The following is a 25988-nucleotide window of genomic DNA, read 5'->3' on the forward strand; positions in this document are numbered from 1 at the left end:
CTCACGAACCCGGGTGCAGCAGGCGAGATACCTCGGCAGCTCCGTCGATCGACACCAATTCACCGGCGAACCACGCCTCCGGAACGGCAAAGATCGCATTCGACGTCGCGGCAGGCGTCCCGGCAAATGCCGTGCGGGCAGCCTCGAGTGTGGATTCCCGAGCCGACTCGGTGGAGTAAACGACAAGAATTGCCTGCGGCGACTTCGCGAGTATCGATTCGGTGGCTACCTGGCCGAAGTACTTCCCATCCGGAAGGTCGCTCTCGTAGAGGTTCTTTCCCCCGGCCGCCTCGAGCACGCTGCTGTAGAGGCCCCTCGCCAGAGCGTAGGACTGCCCCTCCGAAACCTGAACCATCACAGTGGCAACCGGCTCCTTCCCGGCCGCGGATGCCTCGGTTTCTGCGAGCGACTTCTTGCCATCTGCCAGGAGAATTGCTGCTTCGTCACTTGTTCCGGTCAGGGCACCGAGACCGTCGATGTCGGACCAGACGTCGTCGATCCGCCCCTCGGTGACCGCCTTGTGGCAGTAGCCGCTGTTCACGAAGATCGGGATGCCGAGGTCACGCAATTCGTCCATGCTCTGCAGTCGGTCACCGTCGAACCAGTATTCCCCGTCGGAGACGATCAGATCCGGACGGGCGTCGAGCAATGCTTCTTTCGCGGGAACTCCGGTGCTCAGTACCGGCACGGCCGCGAACTGATCCGCGAGTTCGGGGCTGGGAGGAGAGAGATCGGTATTCGATTGTCCGACAATGCGGTCGGCGGCACCAAGTTGAATCAGAAGCTCTGTCATCGACGGATACAGCGAGACAATCCGCTCCGCCGTCTTGGGCAACGTGACCTCGCGGTCACAATTGGTGACGGAAATCTTCTCGGACGACGACGTCGCCGAATCCGCCGTGGAGTTTCCGCATGCGGTCAGTACTGCAGTGGCGGTAACGGCCGAGCACAACAGCGCGGCAGTACGTATCGAGGATTTCAAGACACTGCTTCTTTCGTGTGTAGGAGCGGAGGGGCGAACGAGAGCAAGGGACGCCCGGTCAAGGGGTGAGTGCCGAGATGCACCTGAACCCCGAATACTTCGGACAGCAGGTCCTCGGTGAGGACCTCGGCCGTTGGTCCTGTCGCGACAACTACCCCGCCGGAGAGCAGACAGACGTAGTCGCAATACGCTGCGGCCAAAGCGAGTTCATGGATCGCGACAATCGTCGTAGTACCGAGTTCGGCGACCAATTCCATCAGTTCGAGTTGAGCTCGGATGTCGAGGTGGTTGGTGGGCTCGTCCAAGACCAGCACCGACGGTTGTTGAGCGATCGCCCGGGCCAACATCACACGCTGCTTTTCTCCGCCGGACAGTTCGGCGAAGAGTCGTGATCCGAAGCCGTGCATACCGGTTCGCGCCAGTGCGGCACTGACGATGTCCCGGTCGATTTCACCGAGTCGAGAGAATGCGCTGTGATGCGGCGTCCGGCCCGTCGCCACCACCTCGCGGACGCTGAACGAGAAGTCGGATGAATGCTCCTGCCCCACAACACCGATGATGCGCGCTGCGGATCGTGGCGAGAGATCGTCCCACACGTTCACTTCGTCGACCTTCACGATTCCGCTTCTCGGCTTCATCGAGCGGTACAACGCGCGCAGGAGGGAGGACTTTCCACTGCCGTTCGGCCCGACGAGTCCGACCACGCTCCCCTCGGGCGCTTCGAGATTTACGCCGGAAACCACCAGACGCCCACCTCGAACGACGTGAATCCCGCTGGCCGACAATCTCATGACTGCGCACCTCCGTCGCGTCGAAGTAACCAGAGGAAGAACGGAGCACCCAATCCGGCGGTGATGATTCCGAGCGGCAATTCGTTGGGCGCATCCAACATCCGAGCCGCAAGATCGACGATCACCAGGAAGGTTGCACCGACCAGCGCGGTTGCCGGCAGCAGCTTGCGGTGGTCGGATCCGACCAGGAGTCGTACAGCGTGCGGCACGAGTAGCCCCACGAAACCGATTCCGCCGGCAACGGATACAACAACCGCGGTCAGCAACGACGCGATCACCAGTAGTAGCAACCTGGTACGGCGCACGTCGACGCCGACCGATTGCGCGCTCTCGTCTCCCATAGCCAGCGCGTTGAGTTGGCGAGACTGCGTCAACAGCACTGCCGCACAGACGGTGATCACCGCGGCGGGCACACCGAGATCCGACCAACCTGCCCCGCTCACCGAACCGAGTAACCAGAAGAGCACTCCCGAAAGCTGACTCGGATCGGCGCGCAACTGCACGAAACTTGTTGCGGCCGAGAGCAGATAGCCGATGGCAACTCCGGCCAAGACCATGCGCAGCGGGACAAGCATTCCCTCGCGCCGACCCAGTACGAGAACCGCGATCAGGGAAACCATGGCCCCCAGGAAGGCTGCCACCGGAACACCGATCGACAGGCCGGTTCCGATGCCCGTCGTCATGATCAGCACTGCGCCGAAGGACGCTCCCGAACCGACACCCAAGATGTACGGATCGGCAATCGGATTGCGCACCAACGCTTGCAGTACCGCGCCGGCCAGTGATAACCCGGCACCTGCCAGTGCCGCGATCAGAATGCGCGGGACCCGCAGTCCCCACACGATCCGGTCGAGCAGCGGGTCGACCGGCGGCCCACCGACGTGCGCGTACAACACCGCAAATACGTCGGCGAAGGACAGCGACGCAGCGCCCGACCACACCGCGACGGTAGAGACGGTGGCAAGGACCACGGCCGTGGCCAACAGAAACGGGACGTATCCGCGGTCGCCGACGGGATGCGCACGCGACGGGGCATCAGGTACTGCTTCGCTGGTCAGCGTCATCGCACTCCTGAATAGGTGGGGTTCACAGGGATGAACAGGTGGATCTAACCATAACGACAGTCGTTTTCATTAATAGTGACATGCTCATCTGTGCGGACAAGGATCGGTCCGCAGGGCGCTCACCCACGCGAAGAGTGCCCCGACCAGCGCAAAGCTGCACGCAACGAGGTAGGCGGTGCCGATATCCCAACGTCCTGCAATTGCCCCGGCAATCAAGGCACCCACCGGCGAACCACCCCAGGCGACCATCCTCGCCGTGGTGTTCACGCGCCCCTGTAGACGATCCGGAGTCAGACGCTGACGTGCACCGATGCCGTTGAGGATGGTGACGGTCGCACAGCCGGAGTAGACAGTCAGAGCGGTGATCGCTGCGGCGGTGTTGCTGGTTGTCGCAACGACGAACAGCACCACCGGGGCGATGGTCAACGCACCGACAGTGATCGCGCCGACCGGCCATTGCGCCGGTAGGCGTGGGAGCAAGACTGCGCCGACCACGCCACCCACGGAGACTGCTGTCCACACGGCCCCGATCATCGGACTCGACGTCGAAATCCCCAGCCTCTCGGTCGCGTACACCACCAGGAGCGCCGTGACAGCACCCTGCGTCAGCGAATTGACGAAGCCGACGCCGGTTAAGGCTCGCAGGAGCGGAGACTGCCAGAGGAAGCTGAGGCCTTCGCGTATGTCACGCGCAATTCCGGGTTCCGACTTCTTCGGCGCCGCAGGAGTACTCGAGAACGAGGCTCCGATCGACGCCATGGCCAGCCCGGCCAATACGTAGGCCAGTGCATCAGCACCCAATGCGTAGGCCGGGCCGATCGATGCCACGAGCACTCCGGCAATAGCCGGAAAGGCAACATCGACGAGCGTGCTGGAAGTCCACAGCGCACTGTTGGCGGCCGGTATTCTCTGCCGACCGACCAGCGCAGGCAAGGCTCCGAAAGCTGCAGCATCGAACCACACGAAACACGTTCCGATGCACATCGATACGCCGACCGCGTGCCATGCCGTCAACACACCGAGCGCCTGAGCCGCCGGAATGCTCGCCAAGGCAAGAGCAGCGACGGCCTGCGCACACAGGATGACTGTCCGCCGGTTGACTCGGTCTGCCACGGCGCCCGCGAACAAGCCGAACACGAGGTACGGCAGAACCGTCCCCGCAGCCGCGAGCGAGGTGAGAAACGGAGACCGGCTGATGTCGAACACCAGGATCGGCATTGCCACTCCGGTGACGGCCGCACCGGCCACGGCAATCGTGCGAGCCGTGAAGAAGAATCGAAACGATCTGTCCCGAAACACATGTGGTTGCGCTTCGGCGGATCCCGTCGTCGAGGCCTCGCTCATGTATGCACTCTCTTGTACCTGTTGCTCTCCGTGGCGATCTTTCGTACGGTGGCATCGTAATGGAAATGGTTTCCATTACGGAAGGGATGACAATGAGCAACATTTCGTTCGACAGCGTCTCCAACTCGGCTCCGGCCAATGCACTCCAGGGCGTCGGCACCAATGCCCTCGTCGACAACCCGTTCACCTTCGAGCCGGTTGCCGAGGCGACGTCCGCACATGCTCTGCAGGGTGTGGGCACCAACGCCCTCGTCGACAACCCGTTCAGCTTCCAGAGCTGAAACCTTCCCTGATCCGGACCGTTTCGACGGTCTGATCTGCCGATGACCCCGCCCGCATCCGACTCGTCGGGTGCGGGCACCGACAAGGAGATCCGTGTACGCCCTCGCCGACGGACACCAGCTGTATCCGACACCGGACGGTACTTGGCATTACCTGACACCGGACGAGAACGCGGTCACGATCGGTGCGCCGGCCGAAGACCTCGCGGAACTCGACAACTTTCTCAGGCGCTCTGGTTCGGTGCTCGGCCCGGGAGCGATCGAGATCGCCGACGCTCTCGTCTCTCGCGGCGTGCTGGCTGTTCCAGGTCAAGTGCCAGAGATTCCGGGTCCACAGCGTGTGCTGATGGACGGGGTCGGACCCGTTGCCGATGCCTGCATCGCTCTGCTCTCCAAGGCTCTTCCGGACCTCGACGTCGTATCCACCACTGCGCCAATCGAAGACGACGTTGCGTCTTCGGACCTCGTACTGTCGGTTGCCGACGCTCCTCCTCACGACGCGTGGTCGGAACTCGATACCTGGTGCCGCCGCAGCCGAACTCCGTGGCAACGCGTCCACAAAGAGCTGGGTGAGATCTGCATCGGTCCCTTCTTCGACGGCATCGACAGCGCGAGATACCGGGACGTCTGCGGTCGGCGACTAGCCGCGTCACGTGTACCGGATCACCTGCTGGCGCTGTGGAACCACCTCGCCGACAGCGAACGTCGTCCGCTTGGACTTTCACCCACCGCAGCCGCAATGGTCAGTGCACTTGCATGTTCGGACGTCGTGGCTGGTGCCCATGGCGCACCGCAATCACACCTTCACTACCAGATCCGGATGAATCCACGAACCCTCATGATGACTCGCCATCCCGTGCTACCACTGCCTGGCGGCGTTCTCGAACCTTCGCCGACGCTCCGGTGATCTCACTCGGAGTGAAGATCCCAGCGGCAGACGGCTCTTCGCTGGCTACGGATGTGCTTCTCCCACCAGATTCTTCACCTCGGGGACTGATCGTGATCCGCACCCCGTACGGACGCGGGTGGCATCTGGCCGAGGGGCTCGAATGGCGATCGCGAGGAATTGCATTCATCTGTCAGGACGTACGTGGACGGCACGATTCCACCGGATCTTGGGAACCGTACCTCCACGAGCGCGAGGACGGCGCCGCCCTTGCCGAGTGGCTGCAGGATCAGCCGTGGACACCGGAGTGCGTCATCGCAAGCGGGGCTTCGTATGCGGCCGGAACTGCGTGGGCGTTTACTGCCGAGACCAACGGCGCCGATCGGGCATTTCGTGCTCGCGGCGTCGTCTCCAAAGTGCCGACCATCGGAAGCGACCGCGTCAAACGTGATCCCTCGGGGATACTTCTCCTCGCCGAGCATCTGGCGTGGTGGGGCGAGCACGGAGATTCGTCTTCCTCTCGTGAGGGTTTCATCCCTGCCCTGATGCGCTCGGATTCGTCTTTGCTGGAACATCTCCCGGTGCAGTCGATGATCGAGGAGGTTGGCCTGACCTCCGATTCACCGGGCTGGTTGACGCCGATCCGTCGCGCTCGTGAGCGCGAAGACTTCGGTGGCGATGATCTGGTGTCCGCGGACGAACTCTCCGAACTCGACGTCGCCGGGCTGCACATCGGCGGTTGGGACGATGCGATGATTCGGGAGACACTGCGGCACTTCGCATCCGTGTGGCGCGGGCCGCAGAGTTTGATCGTGGGCCCCTGGGCGCACGACCTCCGCCCGGGAAGGGTCGGCGAGACAAGTTTCGGCCGCCTTCAGGTCGAGTGGATGGAATCGATATTCTCGGCGCGGCCCGTGACCATCAATCGGGTATTCGACCGGGGTGCCGGCGATTGGTCGACCGAACCGTATGTCACGGGTGCGAATCGCGTTCGTCTCGAACCAGACCCGAGGACGGCGCCTTTCAACTTCACGCACCACGCAGACGAGGGCCGAAACGACTGTGTTGTCTGGACTTTCGACATGGAGGTCGAGTGTGTGCTGTCGGGAATGCCTTCGGTGGAGTTGACAGTGCATTCGCCCGAGGGCGAAGCTGACTGGATCGTCGAGCTGAGCGTCGTCGATCCCACTGGAGTCACGAGATCGATCGCTCGTGGCGCGGGTGTCAGCCTTCGACCCGGCACGCTGACTATCGATCTCGATCCTGTACTCCACACCCTGCACCCTGGTGACGTTCTGACGCTGCGGATCGCCGGCTCGGACTTCCCACGGCTCGCACGCAATCTCGGAGACGGTGATCGCTATCGAGGAACACGCAGTACCGCACTGCACCAATCATTTTCCGGGTCGTTGACCCTGCCGATACTCGGAGGAACTGACGGTGGATGACTTGCTGGTCGACGCCCGAAGCGGCGTGCTGACCTCACTGGAACCACACATTCGCTCGGACATGCCGACGGGCTGGGTCGGTTGGGCCGCGAGGGTGGCCGACACCAGAAACTTCGGCGGCAGCGGTTCACTGTTTCGCGCGGACCCTTACGGATTCGGGGCTTCGATACGCGACGACGCAGCAGCTCGCGGTGCTGCAACCGGTGAGGCTGTCGAAAGATATTGCGGCAACGTAGTCCCTGAAGATCTGATCCGCAGCAGTGCGTCAGCGCTGGAACTGGCAGGCTCACGGGTCGTCGACCCGGCGAAATTTGCGTTGTACAGCGAGGATCAGTACCGCCTTCCCGGATTCCCCTTTGCTCCCTTCACATCGGCTCTGGAAATCCGCTGGGCGCTGGGTCACACCATGGACGAAAAAGTGCCCACCTATGTGCCGGCCGCCTTGACCTATCTCGGGTACTACACCGGCACCCGTCGCGGCGAACCACCGATCGCGTCGTTGCAGTACGCCGGAATCGCCGCGGGACGCTCACGCGACGAGGCCGAGATGTCAGCTCTGCTGGAACTTCTCGAACGCGATGCCACCGCGCTGTGGTGGTGCGGGGACCGGCCACAGCCGGCAATCGAGCTCGCCGATTGGGAGCGGTTACCTGTGCACCGCCAACTCGGGGATCTGGAGAGCGACACTCGGAGCGTTCGAGTGCTTCTGCTTCCCTCCCCCTTCGGCATTCCCGTCGCCGCAGTGTGGATCCGGGATGACCGACGTGGATTGGTCGCGCTGGGCACAGCTTGTCGACCAATGGTGGAGGCGGCAGTCTCGAAGGCCCTTGTCGAGGCGTACGCCGTACTTGCCATCACGATCGACCTCGCCGACCCCGACGGGCCGACCTGGCGCAGCGTGGTGGACGGAACGCTGCCGGCGCACCTGTACAAACCCTTTCGGGCCGACCGTCGTTACCGGGACGAGTTCGATCCGCAATGGAAAGACGTCGTCGATCTGCCGACCGTCGCCCAACTTTACCTCGATCCCGTGATGGCGCACCTTGCGGAAGAGCACCTGTTCGATTACACCGAAACACGCTCGGTATCAGAGATTCCCGACGAAGATCCTGTGAATCTTGCTTCTCTGGTAGCCCTTCTGACGTCTCGAGGGTACCAACCGATTTCCGTCGATCTCACCACCCGCGACATCTCGATTGCCGGGTTGCACGTCGTCCGCGTCCTGTCTCCCGGCCTCTACAACAATGCGCCGGCAGCTTTTCCCCTTCTTGGAGGTAGCAGATTGACCAGCGCATCGACCACCCATCTGCATCTGCCGGTTCCTCTCGCATGAGAACTTTGCTCGTCGACCGCCGAACTGGGATCATTCGAGAGTTGGTCGACGCCGTTGTTCCCCAGCACTTTCCGCCGGAGTTCAAGCTGATTCACTCGCATGCCTCCGACTCGGCACGCTTCTCACCCTGGTCCAGCGACTCGGCGGGTGCCGGATACTGCTTCGATCTGGGTGACCGTGCGCGGCCTACCGCTGCCGCGATAGGTGAAGCGGTGGAACGATATTGCGGGAACATCGTCGCCAAACCGATCGTCCGCGGGTCGGCCGATGCATTGATCGGAGCAAGCATCGACCTGTCACAACTCGCGCGTTTCGACGCCGCCCAGTACGCACGGCCACAGTTCCCGTTCGTCGAACCAACCGACGATCTCGAGTTGGACTGGACTCGCGGAGTCGACCTGATCACGGGTTCGGATATCTGGGTACCGGCCGAACTCGTCTGGGGTTCGTATCCTCATTTCGTCGCCCGGACGGGTCCGGCGATCTCTCCAGTAGCGCAGGCGGGTCTCGCCGCCGGTCCCACGACGGAATTCGCGATACGGAATGCATTGCGCGAGATAGTCGAGCGCGACGCGATGACGCTTTCCTGGACCGGAAGACGCGGCGTTCGGATAGTCACCGGCATCCCCGAGGTGCTTCGCCGCCTGGGCAATCACGGCAGCCTCTCGACCAGGTGGTTGTCATTCGACAGCGATTTCGGCATCCCGGTGCTCGGCGCCCTCGTCCACGACCGACTCACCGGATACTCGACCATGGGTACCGCCTGCCACGAAGAAGCGCAGACGGCTGCTTTCAAGTCGCTCGGCGAAGCGCTTCAGCTGCAACTGCTTTCCGCCGACTACGACGACCCGGAGAGCGGCATCGGTCGAGCCGCGGCCTCCCCGACCAGCCCGCTTGCGCCTTGGCGAGCTGACCGAAGCTATGCAGGCGCCTACCGATCGGACTTTGCCGACGTGATGGATTACGGGTGCCACTTGCAGCTCCACCTGGACCCGGAGATCCAAGCACGATTCGAGAGTGAGCTGGCAGGTGCCGTCGTCGGCGAGGTGGACCTCGACTCTCTGACGTCACCCATCGATACCGAAAGCGCACTGACAGGCTCGGGTTTCAGGCCGGCATGGGTCGACCTCACCACTGCTGATGTTCTCAGTACTGGCCTGCATGTCGTCCGCGTCGTCGTACCCGGTTGTCTCACCAATGCGGCCGCCGGATTACCGTTTCTCGGCTCGCCCCGACTAGTCGACAGTCTTGCCGGACATCCGTCTCGCACCATCCCATTGCCGCACTGACAGTTCGGGAACTGCCAGTTGTAACGACTCTGCGGTCTCCACCGCGTGAAACCACGTCGGCTTCGAGATTGCACGGTCTCGAATCACCTGCACGGCACGCGCCGCGATGGTTGCCGTCGCGGCGGACTGGCTACGCCCCGAAACCCACAGCGCCGGAGCGGTATCCGTTCGTGCCATCGCAACCCAACGATCCGAGCCCCACAGCTTCTTCGGCACTACCTTCTGGAGGGCGGGCGCCCACGTCATGGCCGCAAGCCCGAGCGTCGCGGTGGACGTGTCCAATCGCAAGTACGTCCTGACCGGGACACCAAGGTCGCGCGTCAGGGCATGTTGGTCCGAAAAATCGGCCCGCACAGCAGGACCGGATCGGTACCCGGTCGCGTCCGCCGGTATCCGAAACGTCTTCATCCCGGTGTAGTTCCGGATCGATCGCCCGTCAGGATCGGGAAACCTCGTCCCCAACATCCCGTACGTCCACGCCGTCGCGGCCGGTCCGTGTAGTTCTCCGCCGCCGAGGCCGATCACGATGTCCACGGGTCCGTCGCCGAGTCGATGCGCCTCGGCGGCAAGGACACTGGTCAATCCCGGTGCCAATCCGACGCCCATCAGAACTGGGCCGTCGACCGCTTCCAATTCTTCGCAGTAGCTCGAGGTCGCCGTGATGTCGACGAATGCCGCCCCACCGCGTACCGCTTCTTCTGCCAGGCGAACATCCTCGAAACCCGACGCATTCACCACGACATCGAAGTCTCGAACCACAGCCGCGTACGCGCCTGGTTCTTTAAGATCAACGACGACGTCCGCGCGGGCACGATCGCGCCCGGCGGAGTACGCGGAGATTTCGGGGACCTTCGCGAGTTGTTTCATCAGGGGAATCCCGACGGCACCGTAGCCACCGAGTACAAGAACCTTCGTCATTATTTCGCCTCCCGAGTCGCTAGAGTTCGACTCTAGAGTTAAACTCTAATCATGACTGAGGTTCTTCGGGAAGACACGTCGGCGCGGCGCAAGATCATCGAGGCAGCGCGGGAAGTTTTTGTCGATCCCGGCTACGCGGCCGCCACGATCAAACAGCTTGCCGCGGCGGCGGGCGTGTCGGTGCAGAGTGTCTATTTTGTGTTCGGCAACAAGCCGAGCGTGCTGTCAGCACTGCTCGACGTGGCCGTTGCGGGCGACGAGGAAAAGACGGCAACTCTCGACCGTCCGTGGGTGGCGGCAGCGCTCGGCGCCCCACATCCACTCGGGCAACTCCGGATTCAGGTTCACCACGGACGGCTCATTCTGGAGCGCACCGCGGACATCCTGTTGGCACTGCGGGCTGCCGCTTCCGCCGACGAGGACGCCGCCCGCCTGTGGCAAATCAACCGCACTCAGCGACGCACGGTGCAGGAACATCTGATGGTCGGCATCGTCGAAAAAGCGCCAACCGTCGACCTCGAAACAGCCGTGAACGTCGCACTCACGCTGCTCAGCCCCGAGACGTACACAGACCTCGTGGTCGGCGCGGGTTGGACCGGCCAAAAGTACGAAGAATGGGTGGTCAACACCCTTGCCGCCACCCTCGGCCTGGACCGAACCGTCAAATCCCGGAAGTAGCTGGGACTACTTGGTGGGCTTGTCGTCGATGTGCCGTGGGTTGTTCCACAGGCGTTCCGTCAGATCGTGAAGGACGGCGAGGGTGATCGTGTCGTCGTCCCGTCGGAGCAGAGACTGACTGACCGTCGCGCGCACCAATGTGCTGTCCGAGTGCACGAACTCCTTGACCGAGCCCGGCTCGGAGCTCAGTTCACGATGAGCCTGCTCGGCACTGACGTCGTCGGCATCCTTGTCGTAGAGAATGTCCTGCAAACGCAACGCCGAGACGGCCTTCTTGGGATATCCCAGCATGTCAGCGAAGGACGGGTTGGCAAAAACGATGCTGCCGTCGCGGTGAACGGCCATGACCGGCACCGGAAGCCTGTCGAGGAGAATCAGAGCAGGCATCTGCTCCAGATCCGCAATCGGCGATTGTGGCGGCTGCGCAACATTGCGGCGGCGTTCCATAACACGTCCTCTCAAGTTGCCCGAGTCGACAACAGTCTAACTGCCCAGCAAATCGCGGGTTGACTTCCCGCCCGGATGCAGTGACGAATGCCCGAATCGTGCCCGCCTGAGTTACGCCGCGAGCGCCTCCTGGTCCTCCGCCAAGGAACCGTCAACAACACGATAGACAGTATCCATCCGAGACAGGTGACTTCGGTCGTGTGTCACGAGAAGGGTTGCCGCCTCGTGTTCCCGCACCACCCCGATGATCAGATCCATGACAGCGGCACCGCGCTCCTGATCGAGCGCGCTGGTGGGCTCGTCGACCACCAGAAGCTGCGGATCGTTCATCAATGCTCGCGCGAGATTGACGCGCTGTCGCTGCCCACCCGACAGCTGAGACGGCCGTTTTCCGCTCTGATCCGCGAGCCCGACAGCGTCCAGCAAATCCATCGCTTTTGATTTCACGGCTTTGCGACGGGTCCGTGACGTGAAAACGGACTGCCCCAGATGCGCCATCACCTCGAGCTGTTCCAGAGCCGTCAGCGACGACACGAGGTTGGACTGCTGGAAGACGATTCCGATCGACGAGCGTCGCAGCTCCGACGCCGCCCGCCGACTCAGCGCCGCAATGTCGGTGCTGCCTTCCGGCGTCCGGAGATAGACGTGCCCGGAATCCGGACGGATCAGGGTCGACGCCACCGCCAACAGGCTGGACTTGCCTGAACCCGAAGGTCCGGTGATCGCGGCGATCTCGCCGCGGTGCAGTCGCAGAGACACGTCGTCCAGCGCCGTCACCCGCGATTGCCCGTCGGGAAACGTCAGATCGACGTTCTGGATGTCGAGAACTGTGGTGCCGGTTGTCATGGTCATCGTGCGCTCCCCAATGCTGTGAGTGGATCAGTGGTCGAGAGGAATCGAAGTGCAAAGGCCGCGCCGAGCAGGCCGAGTCCGATCAATGCCACGGCAGGTACGACGGTCGTGGATGCGTCCAGGACAAACGGCATGGCGTCTCCGATCAGCGAACCGGCTACGGCCGTCAGCCCGATTCCGACGGTGACGCCGGCAATCAGGACGATGAGGGCCTGACCCAGTGCGTCGCGCACCAGAGAACCGGTGGTTGCGCCGAGCGCTTTCAACGTCGCGATGTCCGGGGTTCGCTGGATCGTCCACACCGTGAAGAACGCACCGATCACCAGGGCCGAGATCGCGAACAACATGAGCGTCATCAGGGTCAACGACCCGTTCTCCGATTTGTACGAACCGATCGCGTCGAGCGAACCGCTGACCGTCGTCGACGTCGTCGCGGCTGACTTGTCCGTTGCGGAAGCGTCAGAGGCTCCGGTGACAGCCAGTACTGTCGCAACGCCGCCGCGTGGATTGGCCGCCTGCCAGTCACCGAGCGTCATCCAGACGACGGGCGAATGGCTGTACCAGTCGTCACCGCGAACGTCGCTGACGGTGAACTGCTGCGTACCGACGCTCACCTGATCGCCGGCGCCCGCCCCCAGATCGCGGGCGGCACCTTCGCTCAACACCACCGTGCCTGACGCCGACGGCGTCACGTCACCGAAACCGCCGTCAGCACCGAACAGGGCCACCGACTTCTGATTTCCGTCGGCCAATCCTGCCTTCCCGCGGCCGATTCCGATGGGATCGACATCCTTCGCGGCCCCGGCCCAGGCGTTGACCTGGTCCTGTGTGAGCGCCGACTCGTCGAACGACGCCCCAGCTCCGGTGTCTGCAAACACCACCGTGTCGGCATTCATGGCCTCGATGGCCGACACGTTCTGATGGCGAAGTCCTGCAGTCAACCCGCTGAGAAAACTGACCAGAAGTGCAACCAACAGAACCACGACGGAGATCAGCGCGAAACGACCTCGCGCTGCCCGTAAGTCCCTCATTGCGACAAACACTGTGAATTCCTTTCCTGTGCTTGCCTCTACGCTCTCGCGGATGCAGACTCTTTCCATCGCACCTCGGATCGACATTCCAGCGCTCGAAAGAACCATCCCGGTTTACAACTTTTGATGGATGAACCAGGCCCGAACCTCGCTAAGCTGGGCGAGATGCACCGATCTCCGCTCACGCCTGTCTTCGCCGGCCTACAACTGGGCCTGCATGTCCTTGTCATGGCGCTGGCCGGTGTGGTGTTTCTTCGAGCGCTGATCGACGAATCCGACCTGACCGCAACAATCATCGCGTTGGCCGTGATCTTTGTTGCCGTCTATCTTTTCGGGGTTGCCAAAAGGCTGCGCGGCAACGCTGCCCGCTGGTGGCTGGCCGTGCTGACCCTCGTCTGGATCGCGACGATGGCGGTATCCGCCGACGCCGCCTACCTCGCGTTCGGACTCTTCTTCCTCTATCTCCATATTCTGCGGCGCCCCTGGAGCCTGCTGGCCGTCACCGCGGCGACGGCCGTCGCCGTGATCGGCACCGGATTGCATCGTGGGTGGACGGTGGCCGGCGCCGTCGGTCCGATCATCGGCGCCGCCGTAGCCGTTGCTATCGGTCTCGGATATCAGGCGCTGTACCGGGAGGCAGCCGAGCGCGGTCGTCTCATCGACGAATTGATGAACACCCGTGAAGAATTGGCGTCGACGTCTCGCGATGCCGGAAAATTCGCCGAACGTGAAAGGCTCGCGGCCGAGATCCACGACACCGTGGCCCAAGGACTTTCGAGCATCCAGATGCTCCTCCACGCTGCCGAACGCGCCGATCCGGAGAGCCCGGCCATCCGGCAGATCAGCCTCGCACGGGAAACTGCAGCGGACAGTCTTGCCGAAACCCGCCAACTCATCGCCGAATTGACACCGGCGGCCCTGGACGGTCAGTCGCTCGCCGATGCGCTTCGTCGAATCTGTGAACGCGCGAGCAGTCCTGAACTGGAAGCGCGATCCGTGGTCGAAGGTGAGGCAATCCGGCTGCCGATGCCTCTCGAAGCAACACTGGTGCGCATCGCCCAGGGTGCGGTGTCCAATGTTCTCCGCCACGCGGATGCAACCAGAATGGCTGTGACACTGACGTATTCCGACAACACCGTCAGCCTCGACGTGGTCGACAACGGCCGCGGCTTCGACGTGAAAGTTCTCGAACGTGGACCGGCGGAATCTTTTGGCCTCAATGCAATTCGACGACGCGTCGAACTGCAGGGCGGAACGTTCTCCATCGAGTCGGAGCCGGGACACACGGCCGTCGCGGTGACGTTTCCCCTCGATGTCGGTGAACAGTGATCCGCCTGCTGCTCGCCGACGATCACGCGATCGTGCGCGCCGGGCTGCGAGCGCTGCTCGAAAGCGAATCCGACATCGAGGTGGTCGGCGAAGCAGGGACCGCCGAGGAAGCCATAGCCTTCTGCGCCACCTCGCCGGTCGACCTCGTGCTCATGGACCTGCGGTTCGGGCCAGGCAAGACGGGGGTCGACGCCACCCGCGCGGTATGCGCGCTGCCGAATCCGCCGCACGTACTCGTTGTGACCAACTACGACACGGACGCGGATATCTTGAGCGCCGTCGAAGCCGGAGCCAGCGGCTATCTGCTCAAGGACACACCCCCGGTCGAGTTGCTGTCGGCCGTCCGCGCCGCTGCGAGCGGGGACAGCGTTCTCTCCCCTGCCATCGCGTCGAAGCTCATGACTCGGGTACGCAAACCCGAAACCAGCCTTAGTCCAAGGGAAATCGAAGTGCTGAAGTTGGTGGCGGCGGGTCGATCCAACCGAGAGATCGGTAAAGAACTTTTCCTGAGCGAGACCACGGTCAAATCGCATCTGGTCCACATCTTCGGCAAGTTGGGCGTGAAGTCGCGGACGTCGGCGGTAGCTCGTGCGCGGGAGCTGGGTTCGATCTGACGTTTGTCCGAATTGTCGAAAGTAGCTGGACAGCAGTAATTTTCGCTTGTAATTCTCTTGTGTTCGAAACTCTGTTCGAATATGATTGCTTCATGAACAGTCGGGATGCGTGGCAACTGGATGGTGAGGACCTCAAGAGTGAGGTTCTCGATCTGGTTGGTGCCCGGCACGAGTTGCAGTCGCGGTTGGTGCTGCTGATCGTGGAGATGTTTTCCCGAGAGGTTCTCGGTGGGAAGGGTTTTCGGGCGATCGCGCAGTGGTTGCATGGTTCGACGAATCTGGAGATCGGTGAGTGCAGTCTGCTGGTCGGGTTGGCGCGGTTGTTGATGCTCGAACCTGTTGTGGGCGATGCGTTTCATCGTGGTGATGTGGATGCGTTGAAGGCGCGTCAGGTGGCGTCGTTTTGTCAGCATCCGCCGAAGAACATGACCCTGGCGGATGTGGACAAGGCTCGCGGGATCTTGTTGGGGTTGGCGTCGAAGAACATCGCGGATTGTGATGCGGTGCGGGCGGCGATTCGGCGGATCGAGAAGCAGTATGGCAAGCGTGAGGACGGTGTTCCGGTCGGGGAGGATTCGGAGCGTAACGAGTTCTACGCCTCGAAAGGCTTGTACGGCAGAGTGACTGTGAAGGGCGACTTGGATGCTGTGAACGGGGCCCGTCTGATCACGTTGCTGTCGAGCCTGTCGGCGCCGGAGAAGGACGGCGTGAAGGACACGCGTACTCCGGCGCTACGGCGGGCGGATGAGTTTTGCGAGTTGTTGCGCCGGTACGAGCGGGCGGGGTTGGGTCCGATCGAGGGCGGGGTGAAACCGCACATCACGGTGACCGCGTCCGCGAAAGACATGACGGACCTTAAAGTTCTGAAAGACCTGTTGCCGTCCACCGAGGAGCTGGGATTTGCGTGGACGGATTGGGTGGGCCCGATCAGTATCGATACCGCCCGGATGCTGGCGTGCGACTGCACCGTCACCCGAATTTTGTTGGATGAGAATGGTGTTCCGCTCGAGTGTGGGAAGGAAGCGAGAACGGCGACGGTTCCGCAGCGGCGGGCGTTGGCGGTTCGGGATGGTGGGTGTGCGTTTCCGGGGTGTGGGACTCCGTCGGGGTGGTGCGATGCTCATCATATTGTTCACTGGGGTGATGGTGGCCCAACAGATCTCGACAATCTGATCTTGTTGTGCGGTCATCATCATCGGACGCTGCATCATACGGAGTGGCGGGTCGAGATCGGTCCGGATCGGAAGTCGGTGTTCTATCCGCCGATGTCCGTTGATCCGTATCAGCAGCCGATCGGCGGGAACAGCCCGCCGACAGCCGCCTGAACGGCCATAACTGAAAATGCCAGCGTATGCACCGGGGAAGAATCATTCCCCGGGGCATACGCTGGCATTTTCGGTTGCGCGCGATGTCCGTCTTGCGACAGCATCTGTCTCCACTTCGACACGCAGGACCAATAGGGTCGAGGAATGTCTTTCTGCGAACCCGCCCGCGTTGTCACCGTCACGTCCCTGACCCCGCACATGCGGCGAATCAGCATCGAGGCAGAAGGTGACTGGCACTGGCCGACCGGCGGACAAGGCGACGAGCGCATCGATATTGCGTTCCCGAAACCCGGTGAAACAGAAGCAGATTACGACTACTTCAACAATCCCGACTACGGCAAGGCCGATCTCGGAACCGAGCCACCGTGGCGGCATTACACCGTGCGCAAGGTGCACGACGGCGGCCGACGTCTGGACATCGACTTCGTCGTGCACCCTGGCGGTATTGCAGCGGATTGGGCCCTGCGGGCCGAACCAGGTCACCTACTCGGCGTCTTCTGGTCGGACAGTTCTCGTTCCCACTACCAGGCTCCGGCGGGTCCTCGCTGGCAGCTGCTGGTCGCAGACGCCACGGGTCTCCCCGGACTGGGCAGGATTGTCGAAGAACTTCGAGAGGGCGATGTCGTACAGGCGATCATCGAGGTCGAAACCGAAGAGGATCGACAGGAGTTTGTCACTCGCGGCGACGTCACATACACGTGGCTCGTGGGGAGTGGCCTCGGAAAGGCGCCGAGCGCGCTGTTCGAGGCTGTGGAGAAGGTCGAGTTTCCCGAATCCGAATCGGCCGACGTCTACGCGTGGGTGGCGTGCGAAAGCGCAACCAGCCGTCGTATTCGTAAGCATCTGAGGGAAGTTCGAGGAATTGCTCGCGACAAGCACAATGTTGTCGGGTACTGGCGAGAGGGCGCCGACGGCCACGTTTCCGGCATGAACAGCGAGGAAGTCACCGTCGGCGCCTGAGCGCCGTGATCACTCTGCCGGCAGTGTGTCGGTAGATTCTGCGGCTGTAGCTTCTGCGTCAGTCGGTTCTACATCGGCCGGCTTTTCCGCCAGCATCTCGAACAGTGCTCGGCGTGCCTCGGCAAGGATTGCCTCTGCCTTGGCTACCTGCTCAGCGCTCCCACCTGCGGCTACCGCGACGGCAGCTCCGCGGAGTAGACCCATCGCAGGACGGAGAATTGCGCCGGCTTCACCGAAGTGAGGGCGGCCGAATCCGCGCTGGTCGGGCCGGCCGAATCCGCGCTGACCTCCGCGACTGCGTCGGCCTTCGGAGCGTCCTTCTGCTCGGTCTTCGAAGCGACCCTCGGGCCTCTCTCCCTCGAATCCTCGACGGAAACCATGTCCACGATGCGGACCTCGACGGCCGTGCTCGCGACGTTCTTGCATTTCTGGGTTGTTGTGGGGGGCGTACATGTTGTCCTCCTGGACTGCCTGTGTTTGTTTGACGTATCGACGATATATCGACAATAGATCGAACGCAAGGGTCCGGAGAATAATTCCCGCCCCCTCATCCGGATACGCTGAATCCGTGAACACGGATCTACAAGCCCAGGCCGCCGACGTCCTACGCCGCCTCGCACTCGACGAATCCCTGAAAGAACGCACCATGGCGGACGCTGCGACGGCAGCACTCGCACGGAAAGTCGCCGCTCGCTACATCGGCGGCGAAACCATCGACGACGCTTTCGACCGCCTCCCCTCGATCTTCGCGCGAGGACACCAGGCGAGCATCGAATACACCGGGGAAAGCGTCCGGGATCCCGAGCTCGCGAACGCCGAAACCGATGTTTTCGTGGAACTCGCGGAACGAATCGGCACGTCGGGTGTCGAGAGCACCGTGTCGTTCGACCTCTCGCACATCGGCTTGGTAATCGATCCGGAGCAGTGCTTTCGCAATGTCGTGCGCCTGGCCGAGGCCACGGAACGCGCAGGTGCCGAGCTGATCATCTCCGCCGAAGCGTCCGATCGCACCGACCTGGTCCTCGACATGCACGCGCGGCTGGCCGAGCGCTTCACTCACGTGGGGATCACCATTCAGGCCCGACTGCACCGGACCGCAAAGGATCTCGCCGCTCTGCTGGACCGACCCGGCCGCATCCGTCTCGTGAAGGGCGCCTTCCTCGAAGCCGAATCCGTCGCCTACCCGCGCGGTAGTGCCGAGCTGCGACGCGCGTATCTCGACTACGCAGCCCGAATTGTCGAATCGGGTCACCAGGTTTCCATCGCGACGCATGACCGCGACATCCTCGAAGCATTACGCGCCGAGCATGATTCGAAGCTCAGAGGCGAGCACATCGAGTTCGAGATGCTGCTTGGTCTCGGTACCGAGCAACTGGACGCACTCCGAGCCGCGGGCTTCACCACACGCGAATACGTCATCTTCGGAACACAGTGGTGGCTGTACGTACTCAATCGCATCGCCGAAGAACCGGAGCGTGTCTACACCGCGCTCGTCGACGCCGCGCTTGTCACCACTGCAAACTGATCCGCAGCAACACAAGTGGGGCTGCACTCGAATCGAGTGCAGCCCCACTTGTGTAAGTTTCTAGCTCTCCAGAAACGCCTTGATGCGCGCCAGAGTGGTTTCCATTCCGGTCTGCATCAGCTGATCTCGACCCCGACCGAGCAGGCCGCTACCCGACATCATGCGGACGTAAAGCGCAGGCGTGGCATAGATTTCACGAGTCTCGGTAAGCACAGTGCCCGTTCCCGAAGGCTCGAGCACGTACGTCCACCGCGCTTTCGGCTCGTCCGATTCGAAGGAGAACTTCCGGCAGTCGACCACGTCGACCACCGTGCAGTGCGTGCTCCACCGAATCAGGCCGTGCTTGTTGGTGCCCTTGAACTTTGCACCCACGGCGCCCGGGGTTCCGGAAGTCCATGCTCCGCCGGTGTTTTCAGGACTGAAGCGACCCATACCCTCGATGTCGCTGACAACCTTCCACACCGATACCGGCGTTGCCTCGATGTACGCGCTGGCGGTTACCACCCGTTACCGGCCCGGAACCCAGGACATGATCTTGATGGCGTGAGGCATGAGCTTTGCCCACACCTTGGCCGGAAGTCCGCGCGGTCCACCGAGATTCATGACGCGAGTGGTAGCAACGGTCTGCGGTTCGGTGTACTTGATCAGACCCTCGGCGCCGTGACGACGACCGACGCCCGAGACACCCATGCCGCCCATCGGTGCAGCGGTGCTGCCCCAGGTGGGAGCGTAACCCTCGTCGACGTTGACGGTGCCGGCGTGGATACGCGCTGCGATAGCTTCACCGGCGGCCTTGCTTCCCGCCCATACACTGGCGTTGAGGCCGTATTCGGTGTCGTTGGCCTGAGCGATGGCCTCCTCAACGTCCTTGACCGGGTAGATCGAGACGAGCGGCCCGAAGGTCTCGTCGCGGTAGCACTCGGCGTCCTCGGGAACCCCGGTCAGCAGGGTGGGCTCGTAGAACAGCGGTCCGATGTCCGGGCGGGCCTTGCCGCCAGCAATGACGGTGGCGCCCTTGACGACTGCGTCGTCGACATGAGCGGAGATTGCCTTGACCTGCGCCTCGGAGACGAGACTGCCCATCTCGATTCCGAATTCGTAACCGGCGGCGAGGTTCATCTTCTTGACCCGATCACCGAACATGCGGATGAACTCGGGAGCGATGGACTCTTCGACGTAGATGCGCTCGATGGAGATGCACAGCTGACCGGAGTTGGAGAAGCACGCACGCACAGCGGCGTCGGTGACCTCGCGCAGGTCTGCGCCGGCCGCGACGATCATCGGGTTCTTGCCACCGAGTTCGGCGGAGAAGCCGATCAGTCGACGGCCTGCCTGCTCTGCGAGGAGCTGACCAGTCGCGGTGGAACCGGTGAACATGAGGTAATCGGTGTTCTCGACCAGGGCGGTGCCGACGACGGAGCCCGGTCCGGGAACCACGGCGAAGAGGTCGCGAGGCAGACCCGCCTTGTAGAGCAGTTCGACGCAGGCGAGCGCGCAGTACGGCGTCTGGCTGTCCGGCTTGAGGACAACAGCGTTACCGGCGAGCAGCGCGGCGATGGCGTCGGACACGGCCAGCGTCATCGGGTAGTTCCACGGCGAGATGACGCCGACGACACCCTTGGGCTGGTATCGGACGACGGTCTTCGTCAGGCCCGGAAGCATGCCGGAGACACGACGCGGACGCAGCATCTTGGGCGCCACGCGTGCGTAATGACGCGACGTCATCGAGATGTCGAGGACTTCTTCCTGAGCTGCGGTACGCGACTTTCCGGTCTCGGCCTGAGCCATGTCCATGAGTGCGTCGCGGTTCTCGAGGATGAGGTCGCGGTAGCGGTGGAAGACGGCAGCGCGATCGAGGACGGAGCGCTTGGCCCATTCCTTCTGGGCGACGCGCGCACGGGCGATGGCCGCAAGTGCGTCGTCGGCGGTGCCGACGGGGATGGTCGCCAGCTCCTTGCCGGTGAACACCTCGGTGATGGACTTCGTCGGGCGATCGGCAACATTGTCGATGGCGATCAGATCGGCGAGCCGCGAGAAGGTCGCAGCGGACGGAGCAGGCATTTCAGTACCCCTACTGGTGAGTAGTTCTTGGAGTTACACACAACTTACCCCGTCGGTGGTACCGATCACAGTGCCGAATCAGACAGAGTCAACCAATACTGCCTCTTTCGGACGCTTTGCGATCAACAACGACATGACTGCAGCGATCGCGCAGAGCGCGCCGGCCACGAAGAACGCGGCGTCGTACGAGCCGATCTGATCACGAACGAGGCCGGCCAAGAAGGCCACCAGACCCGCACCGATCTGATGCGATGCCAGCACCCAACCGAACACGATGGGAGCATCGGCGCCGAAGTGCTGACGGCACAGCGCGACGGTCGGTGGAACCGTCGCCACCCAATCGAGCCCGTAGAAGATGACAAACGCGATCATCGGCGGATTAACGGTGTTGGCGAGCAACAACGGCAGAAACAGCAGTGAGATTCCGCGGAACAGGTAGTAGATGCCGAGAAGTTTTCGCGAGTCCATGCGGTCGGTGAACCAACCCGAAGCGATGGTGCCGACCATGTCGAGGATTCCGATCAACGCCAACAGTGACGCGGCCGTGGTGATCGGCATTCCGTGATCGTGCGACGCCGGGACGAAGTGCGTTCCGATCAGTCCGTTGGTGCTCGCGCCGCAGATCGCGAAGGTACCGGCGAGAAGCCAGAACACCTTGGTCTTCGACGCCATCACCAGCACCGAGATCGCCCGGCCTCCGGCACCGCCGCGCTGGTAGGCAGGCTTGGCGGGTGGGGCGTAGTCGGCGGGGGCGCCGTACGGCGTCGTACCCACGTCTGACGGATAGTTACGCAGGAACAGCAGAACGAACGGCACGACGGCCAGTGCGGCGAACGAGACCGTGAATGCGACGCTCTTCCAGTCGTAGGTTTCCGCGATCCTCGCCAGGACAGGCAGGAACACCAACTGACCGGCCGCACCACCGGCCGTCAGGATGCCGGTCACGAGACCACGCTTCTCGACGAACCAACGATCGACGACGGTGGCGACAAACGCCAGCGCCATCGAACCGGTACCGAGGCCGACGAACACGCCCCACAGCAGGATGAGCTGCCAACTCGAGGTCATGAAGATCGTGAGACCACTGCCGAGCGAGATGAGCGCCAACGCCGAAGTGACGACCGCCCGGATACCGAACCTTTCCATCAGGGCAGCAGCGAACGGCGAGGTCAGCCCGTACAGAATCAGGTTGACCGAGACTGCGGCCGAGATGCTGGCGCGGGACCAACCGAAATCCTCGTGCAGCGGATCGATCAGGACGGACGGGGCGGCGCGGAAGCTCGCCGCTCCGACCAACGCCAGAAATGCCACGATCGCGACGGACCAGGCGCGGTGAAAGCGCGGCGGGCTTACCTGCTGTGGGCCCGATTCGGGGAGAGCGGTCTCAGAAGTCACAGAGAAGATTCTTCAGTTCGGATTCGATCGAGAACAGTGGCCGGATTGCCAATATATGAAAGAATCGAGCCATGTCTGGTCCGCATCGCGTCGTCGTACTGGCGCTGAACGGAGTCATCCCCTTCGAACTCGGGATCCCCGCGCGCATCTTCGGGCGCGCCCTCGACGTCGAGGATCGGCCGCTGTACGAGATCCTGACGTGCACCGTCGACGGCAATCCCGTGCAGACAGACGCAGACTTCAGCATCTCGGTCGACCACGGGAAGGAGCTGCTCGCCACCGCCGACACCGTCGTCATCCCCGCGTCATACGAACTAGGCCCGGCGTACGAAGACGGCTACCTCTCCCCCGAGTTGGCCGCAGCGTTCCAACACATCCGCCCGGGCACTCGACTGGTCTCGATCTGCACCGGTTCGTACATCCTCGCCGCGGCGGGTTTGCTCGACGGACTCCGCGCCACCACGCACTGGCGCAACACCGACCATTTCCAGCGCATCTACCCCAAAGTGAACGTGGACCCCGACGTGCTGTTCGTCGACGAAGGCCACATCCTGACCTCGGCCGGGGTGGCGTCAGGGGTCGACCTCTGCCTGCACATCGTCAGGCGCGACCACGGCATGGAAGTGGCGAACACCGTCGCGAGGCGTTGCGTCGTACCGCCGTGGCGCGACGGTGGCCAAGCGCAGTACATCCGCCGCCCACTGGCCGACAAGCCTTCGGAATCGACTGCCGACGCTCGGCACTGGGCCCTCGAACATCTCGACGACCCGATCACGCTGGCGGACCTGGCGGCGTGCGCCAACATGAGTGTCCGTACGTTCAGCCGTCGATTCCGCGACGAAGTCGGAACGACGCCGAACCGCTGGTTGACCAGCAGACGCGTCGATCGGGCGCGGGAACTCCTGGAGGAATCCGACCTGTCGATCGATGCGATTGCTGCTCGAACCGGCTTCGGGACTGCGACATCCATGCGTCAACACATGAACGAGGCCCTCGGCGTTTCACCGAGCGCCTACCGACGCACATTCAAGGCACCGGTGTAAGCGGCAGTACCAGGCACTATCCTGGAGGCCATGGCCGAACAGACTCGCCCGAACTTTCCCCAGTACTGCGGATACCTCCTGGGAAAGACACTCCCCGACCGGTACCAGGACTGGGTGCGAAACGATCTGGTCGGACCGGGCGCGCAGGCTCGCTACATCATTCGTTTCACCGTGCCGGCCACGCTGATCCTGCTCTTGTTCCTGTTGATTCCGGGACCGATCTGGATTCCCTTGGCCATGATGGCCTTGTTGCTCATCCCGCTCGCGTACTTCGTCGTGGCGCTCGGCACCATCTACCGCCGCCACCGCCTGCTGAGCCACGGACTCGATCCCGAACTGCTCGACGAGAAGGCCCAGCGCCGCGCCGATCGCACTCGCGAGGACTACGAGAAGCGGCACGGTCGCTGAGCACCCCTCAGCGGAACGTCGTCACTGCGGCCTTGGCGAGAACCTTCGGGTCCTTCTCGTAGTGATGCATCTTGGTGAGCTTGTCTTCCGGAATCCCCAGGAACTTGTAAACGGCCACCTGAGCACAGCGCACCGAGTGCTGCTCGGTGAACACCATGTCGAACGGCAGCTCCGCGAACTGACTGATGAACGCCAGGCGTAAGGCATGTGGCTGGGAATCGAATTGACGACGCTGTCCATGATCTCTTGTCTGCGCGTGGTAGTGCGGCTGATGGTGGACCACGATCGACAGAAGCACGTTCGAGTCCACGAACTTGTTGAGCGCATTTCCGGGGAGCTGCTTGGTGATTCGGGACATCTCGTTGATGAGCTCGTGTGACGACGTGGTGACAGTGAAGCTGGTCCACTCACTCTGCGCCCGGTCCCCGACGAACTTGTCAGGATTCCCGAGATCGTGGAAATGCTCGGTGGCCTGCTTCCACAGCAGCGCACTCGGTGGGTTTCTCATGTCTTCTGCGATCGGGGTGTACTGGTTGTACGCGGACCTGGTGATACCCGCGAGAGTCTGAATGCGACTGAACTCGAGAATCATTCGGTTCATGTGCCGGCGAAGCTCATCAGCTTCGCCAACAGGTATCGATCGTTGTTGTCGAATTGCATGTGCTTGTAATCGTTCTCGCCGGGACGGAACCACACTCAGCACGTCCCGGAGGTTCTCGTAGGACTCCTCGTTGAGCATGCGACCACCACGGTTGACGAAGCCCGCGTCGTCGCCTAGCTCGCGATCGCCGTACTGACGCTGGGCGGTAGCGGCAGATTCGCCGCCATTCTCTCCATGCATGTCCAGGTCCATGATGGTGATGCCGGCACCGATCACGTAGGCCTTGTGAGACAGCTTGGAAGACATCGCGTTTCGTTCCTTACTCGAACGGATGACGTCCGTCACGGTCGATCGCAGCGCACCAGATCGAGCGCAAAACGCGCATAGTCGCGTGCAATTTCCTCGGGCGTTTGCGGTCCGCTCGGCCGATACCATTGCGCAACAGAGACACACATCACGACGATTGCACGCGCAGCCTGTCGCGGTCGATCCGTCCCGAACACACCCGCGGCAATTCCGTCGTCGACTTGCTTCGTCATCAACCATTGCTGGTAGTTGCGTGATTCCGTGATGCGCAATCTGTTCTCGTCTGTGAGACTGCGCATTTCGCTGGCACCGAGGAATCCTTGATCGCGGCGATAGATATGGAACAAGGTCACACATTCGACAAGGAAAGCCAGCCTTTCGTCGGGACTTCCACCCTCGTCGATAGCCGCCAACGATCTCGTGTTGAGCTCGGCCATGGTGAGCTCGAGAATCTCGGCCAACATCTGTTGCTTACTCGAATAGTGGTGATACAGACCCGGAACACTCATCTGCGCACGTTTGGCGATCTCACGCATCGCAGCGCCGTGATACCCGGTCTTCACCATCTCCGCGAGCGCCGCCGCCAACACCGGATCGAACGAACTCGGGCCGAACCTTCGCCACTCGTTCGGGCGAAAATGTGCATCCGGGTCGGCGTCGTCGCCTCCCCATCGCGGCTGCTCTGCGGGGCGCACTATCGCAGCCGGAAGCAGAGCGTCGAAACGCACTCCCAGGATCCCTCCGATTGCCGCCAACCTGTCGACGCTGACTCTGGTCTTTCCGGTCTCGACAGCACTGAGCGTCGCCGGGCTGACATCGAGACGCCTGGCCAATTCGCGCAGCGAGAGCCCGCTGTGACGCCGCGCTTGCCGGATCGACGCCCCGATCAGGACGGCGTTCTCGAATTCGGTCATAGTGTTCAGTATTCCCGAACATAGGATTTCCAACAATGCGATGACCACGGCAATCGTCGATCCTGTTGACTACTGATTATCGGCCTGAACATGATGTCAATCACAAAAACCCAGGTCCGCCCGAGCGATCGTTCGGTGTCGGTAGCGAGAGGATCGAATCACC

Annotated in this window: 27 protein-coding genes; 13 read left to right on the forward strand and 14 right to left on the reverse strand. The window is 62.5% G+C overall.

The annotated features are described in order from the left end of the window. Position 1 precedes the first annotated feature (1 nt). From R4P65_RS12675 to R4P65_RS12690, 4 genes are all read right to left on the reverse strand, one after another. A complete protein-coding gene (locus R4P65_RS12675) occupies positions 2-982 on the reverse strand; it encodes an ABC transporter substrate-binding protein (RefSeq protein WP_317826730.1) in 981 nt (326 codons plus the stop codon). Then, on the reverse strand, positions 979-1773 hold the full coding sequence (locus R4P65_RS12680; RefSeq protein WP_020905693.1) for an ABC transporter ATP-binding protein: 795 nt from the start codon (positions 1771-1773) through the stop codon (positions 979-981). Before R4P65_RS12680 ends, R4P65_RS12675 begins: the two co-directional genes overlap by 4 nt. Beyond that, positions 1770-2837 carry a FecCD family ABC transporter permease gene (locus R4P65_RS12685; RefSeq protein ID WP_019746312.1) on the reverse strand — a complete coding sequence of 356 codons (1068 nt, stop codon included), beginning with the start codon at positions 2835-2837 and terminating at the stop codon, positions 1770-1772. Before R4P65_RS12685 ends, R4P65_RS12680 begins: the two co-directional genes overlap by 4 nt. Positions 2838-2921: 84 nt before the next feature. Next, complete coding sequence (locus R4P65_RS12690; protein ID WP_317826731.1) at positions 2922-4181, reverse strand: MFS transporter; 1260 nt, start codon at positions 4179-4181, stop codon at positions 2922-2924. A gap of 92 nt (positions 4182-4273) precedes the next feature. On the opposite strand from R4P65_RS12690, the gene R4P65_RS12695 reads away from it, so the two are divergent. The 5 genes from R4P65_RS12695 (at position 4274) to R4P65_RS12715 (ending at position 9418) form a co-directional block, all read left to right on the forward strand. After that, on the forward strand, positions 4274-4462 hold the full coding sequence (locus R4P65_RS12695) for a streptamidine-related RiPP repeat protein (protein ID WP_003943543.1): 189 nt from the start codon (positions 4274-4276) through the stop codon (positions 4460-4462). A gap of 94 nt (positions 4463-4556) precedes the next feature. Beyond that, positions 4557-5369 (forward strand): hypothetical protein, encoded by an 813-nt coding sequence (locus tag R4P65_RS12700; protein ID WP_317826732.1) that lies wholly within the window; start codon positions 4557-4559, stop codon positions 5367-5369. Then, positions 5366-6796 (forward strand): CocE/NonD family hydrolase, encoded by a 1431-nt coding sequence (locus R4P65_RS12705; protein WP_317826733.1) that lies wholly within the window; start codon positions 5366-5368, stop codon positions 6794-6796. Before R4P65_RS12700 ends, R4P65_RS12705 begins: the two co-directional genes overlap by 4 nt. Beyond that, positions 6789-8129 (forward strand): YcaO-like family protein, encoded by a 1341-nt coding sequence (locus tag R4P65_RS12710; RefSeq protein WP_317826734.1) that lies wholly within the window; start codon positions 6789-6791, stop codon positions 8127-8129. Before R4P65_RS12705 ends, R4P65_RS12710 begins: the two co-directional genes overlap by 8 nt. Next, the gene (locus R4P65_RS12715; RefSeq protein ID WP_317826735.1) at positions 8126-9418 is read left to right on the forward strand and encodes a YcaO-like family protein; all 1293 of its coding nucleotides are present in this window, start codon (positions 8126-8128) and stop codon (positions 9416-9418) included. Before R4P65_RS12710 ends, R4P65_RS12715 begins: the two co-directional genes overlap by 4 nt. On the opposite strand, the gene R4P65_RS12720 is transcribed toward R4P65_RS12715, so the two are convergent. Further along, positions 9365-10336, reverse strand: coding sequence for a hypothetical protein (locus R4P65_RS12720; RefSeq protein ID WP_317826736.1), 972 nt, complete (start codon positions 10334-10336; stop codon positions 9365-9367). The two genes, R4P65_RS12715 and R4P65_RS12720, sit on opposite strands and share 54 nt — an antisense overlap. A gap of 51 nt (positions 10337-10387) precedes the next feature. Between R4P65_RS12720 and R4P65_RS12725 the strand changes: the two genes are divergently transcribed. After that, positions 10388-11014 carry a TetR/AcrR family transcriptional regulator gene (locus tag R4P65_RS12725; RefSeq protein ID WP_019746303.1) on the forward strand — a complete coding sequence of 209 codons (627 nt, stop codon included), beginning with the start codon at positions 10388-10390 and terminating at the stop codon, positions 11012-11014. Positions 11015-11020: 6 nt separating this feature from the next. Here the strand turns inward: R4P65_RS12725 and R4P65_RS12730 are convergent, their stop codons facing one another. The 3 genes from R4P65_RS12730 to R4P65_RS12740 all read right to left on the reverse strand — a co-directional run bounded on the left by R4P65_RS12730 (position 11021) and on the right by R4P65_RS12740 (position 13356). After that, entirely contained in the window at positions 11021-11461 is a 441-nt protein-coding gene (locus tag R4P65_RS12730) for a PAS domain S-box protein (RefSeq protein ID WP_003943598.1), read from the reverse strand. Between the two features lie 111 nt (positions 11462-11572). Further along, the gene (locus tag R4P65_RS12735) at positions 11573-12313 is read right to left on the reverse strand and encodes an ABC transporter ATP-binding protein (protein ID WP_020968047.1); all 741 of its coding nucleotides are present in this window, start codon (positions 12311-12313) and stop codon (positions 11573-11575) included. Beyond that, positions 12310-13356, reverse strand: coding sequence for an ABC transporter permease (locus R4P65_RS12740; protein ID WP_060938783.1), 1047 nt, complete (start codon positions 13354-13356; stop codon positions 12310-12312). The genes R4P65_RS12735 and R4P65_RS12740 overlap by 4 nt, the downstream gene beginning before the upstream one ends. A 114-nt stretch (positions 13357-13470) precedes the next feature. Between R4P65_RS12740 and R4P65_RS12745 the strand changes: the two genes are divergently transcribed. From R4P65_RS12745 to R4P65_RS12760, 4 genes are all read left to right on the forward strand, one after another. Continuing rightward, a complete protein-coding gene (locus R4P65_RS12745; protein WP_153213366.1) occupies positions 13471-14673 on the forward strand; it encodes a sensor histidine kinase in 1203 nt (400 codons plus the stop codon). Next, a complete protein-coding gene (locus tag R4P65_RS12750) occupies positions 14670-15287 on the forward strand; it encodes a response regulator (RefSeq protein ID WP_205907232.1) in 618 nt (205 codons plus the stop codon). The genes R4P65_RS12745 and R4P65_RS12750 overlap by 4 nt, the downstream gene beginning before the upstream one ends. A gap of 92 nt (positions 15288-15379) precedes the next feature. Then, positions 15380-16612 carry an HNH endonuclease signature motif containing protein gene (locus R4P65_RS12755; protein ID WP_317826737.1) on the forward strand — a complete coding sequence of 411 codons (1233 nt, stop codon included), beginning with the start codon at positions 15380-15382 and terminating at the stop codon, positions 16610-16612. 144 nt (positions 16613-16756) lie between these two features. Beyond that, positions 16757-17572, forward strand: a complete 816-nt coding sequence (locus tag R4P65_RS12760) for a siderophore-interacting protein (RefSeq protein WP_317826738.1) — start codon at positions 16757-16759, stop codon at positions 17570-17572. Between the two features lie 9 nt (positions 17573-17581). Here the strand turns inward: R4P65_RS12760 and R4P65_RS12765 are convergent, their stop codons facing one another. Further along, a complete protein-coding gene (locus R4P65_RS12765) occupies positions 17582-18025 on the reverse strand; it encodes a hypothetical protein (RefSeq protein WP_317826739.1) in 444 nt (147 codons plus the stop codon). A gap of 115 nt (positions 18026-18140) precedes the next feature. On the opposite strand from R4P65_RS12765, the gene R4P65_RS12770 reads away from it, so the two are divergent. Then, entirely contained in the window at positions 18141-19097 is a 957-nt protein-coding gene (locus R4P65_RS12770) for a proline dehydrogenase family protein (RefSeq protein WP_317826740.1), read from the forward strand. A 60-nt stretch (positions 19098-19157) separates the two neighbouring features. On the opposite strand, the gene R4P65_RS12775 is transcribed toward R4P65_RS12770, so the two are convergent. The 3 genes from R4P65_RS12775 to R4P65_RS12785 all read right to left on the reverse strand — a co-directional run bounded on the left by R4P65_RS12775 (position 19158) and on the right by R4P65_RS12785 (position 22553). Then, complete coding sequence (locus R4P65_RS12775) at positions 19158-19601, reverse strand: SRPBCC family protein (RefSeq protein ID WP_317826741.1); 444 nt, start codon at positions 19599-19601, stop codon at positions 19158-19160. A 3-nt stretch (positions 19602-19604) separates the two neighbouring features. After that, the gene (locus R4P65_RS12780) at positions 19605-21158 is read right to left on the reverse strand and encodes a succinic semialdehyde dehydrogenase (protein WP_317826742.1); all 1554 of its coding nucleotides are present in this window, start codon (positions 21156-21158) and stop codon (positions 19605-19607) included. Between the two features lie 78 nt (positions 21159-21236). Then, positions 21237-22553, reverse strand: coding sequence for an MFS transporter (locus R4P65_RS12785; protein ID WP_317826743.1), 1317 nt, complete (start codon positions 22551-22553; stop codon positions 21237-21239). A 71-nt stretch (positions 22554-22624) separates the two neighbouring features. Between R4P65_RS12785 and R4P65_RS12790 the strand changes: the two genes are divergently transcribed. Both R4P65_RS12790 and R4P65_RS12795 read left to right on the forward strand, forming a co-directional pair. Then, positions 22625-23596, forward strand: a complete 972-nt coding sequence (locus R4P65_RS12790) for a GlxA family transcriptional regulator (RefSeq protein WP_317826744.1) — start codon at positions 22625-22627, stop codon at positions 23594-23596. A gap of 30 nt (positions 23597-23626) precedes the next feature. Beyond that, positions 23627-24004 (forward strand): DUF5313 family protein, encoded by a 378-nt coding sequence (locus tag R4P65_RS12795; RefSeq protein WP_003943558.1) that lies wholly within the window; start codon positions 23627-23629, stop codon positions 24002-24004. 7 nt (positions 24005-24011) lie between these two features. Here R4P65_RS12795 and R4P65_RS12800 read toward each other — a convergent pair whose 3' ends face one another. Then, positions 24012-24911 (reverse strand): oleate hydratase, encoded by a 900-nt coding sequence (locus R4P65_RS12800; RefSeq protein ID WP_317826745.1) that lies wholly within the window; start codon positions 24909-24911, stop codon positions 24012-24014. A 35-nt stretch (positions 24912-24946) separates the two neighbouring features. Further along, positions 24947-25825: a TetR family transcriptional regulator gene (locus R4P65_RS12805; RefSeq protein WP_317826746.1), complete on the reverse strand. Its 879-nt coding sequence runs from the start codon at positions 25823-25825 to the stop codon at positions 24947-24949. Positions 25826-25988 lie beyond the last annotated feature (163 nt).

It is taken from the genome of Rhodococcus sp. IEGM 1318, assembly GCF_033142465.1.
Classification (GTDB): Bacteria; Actinomycetota; Actinomycetes; order Mycobacteriales; family Mycobacteriaceae; genus Rhodococcus_F; species Rhodococcus_F qingshengii_B.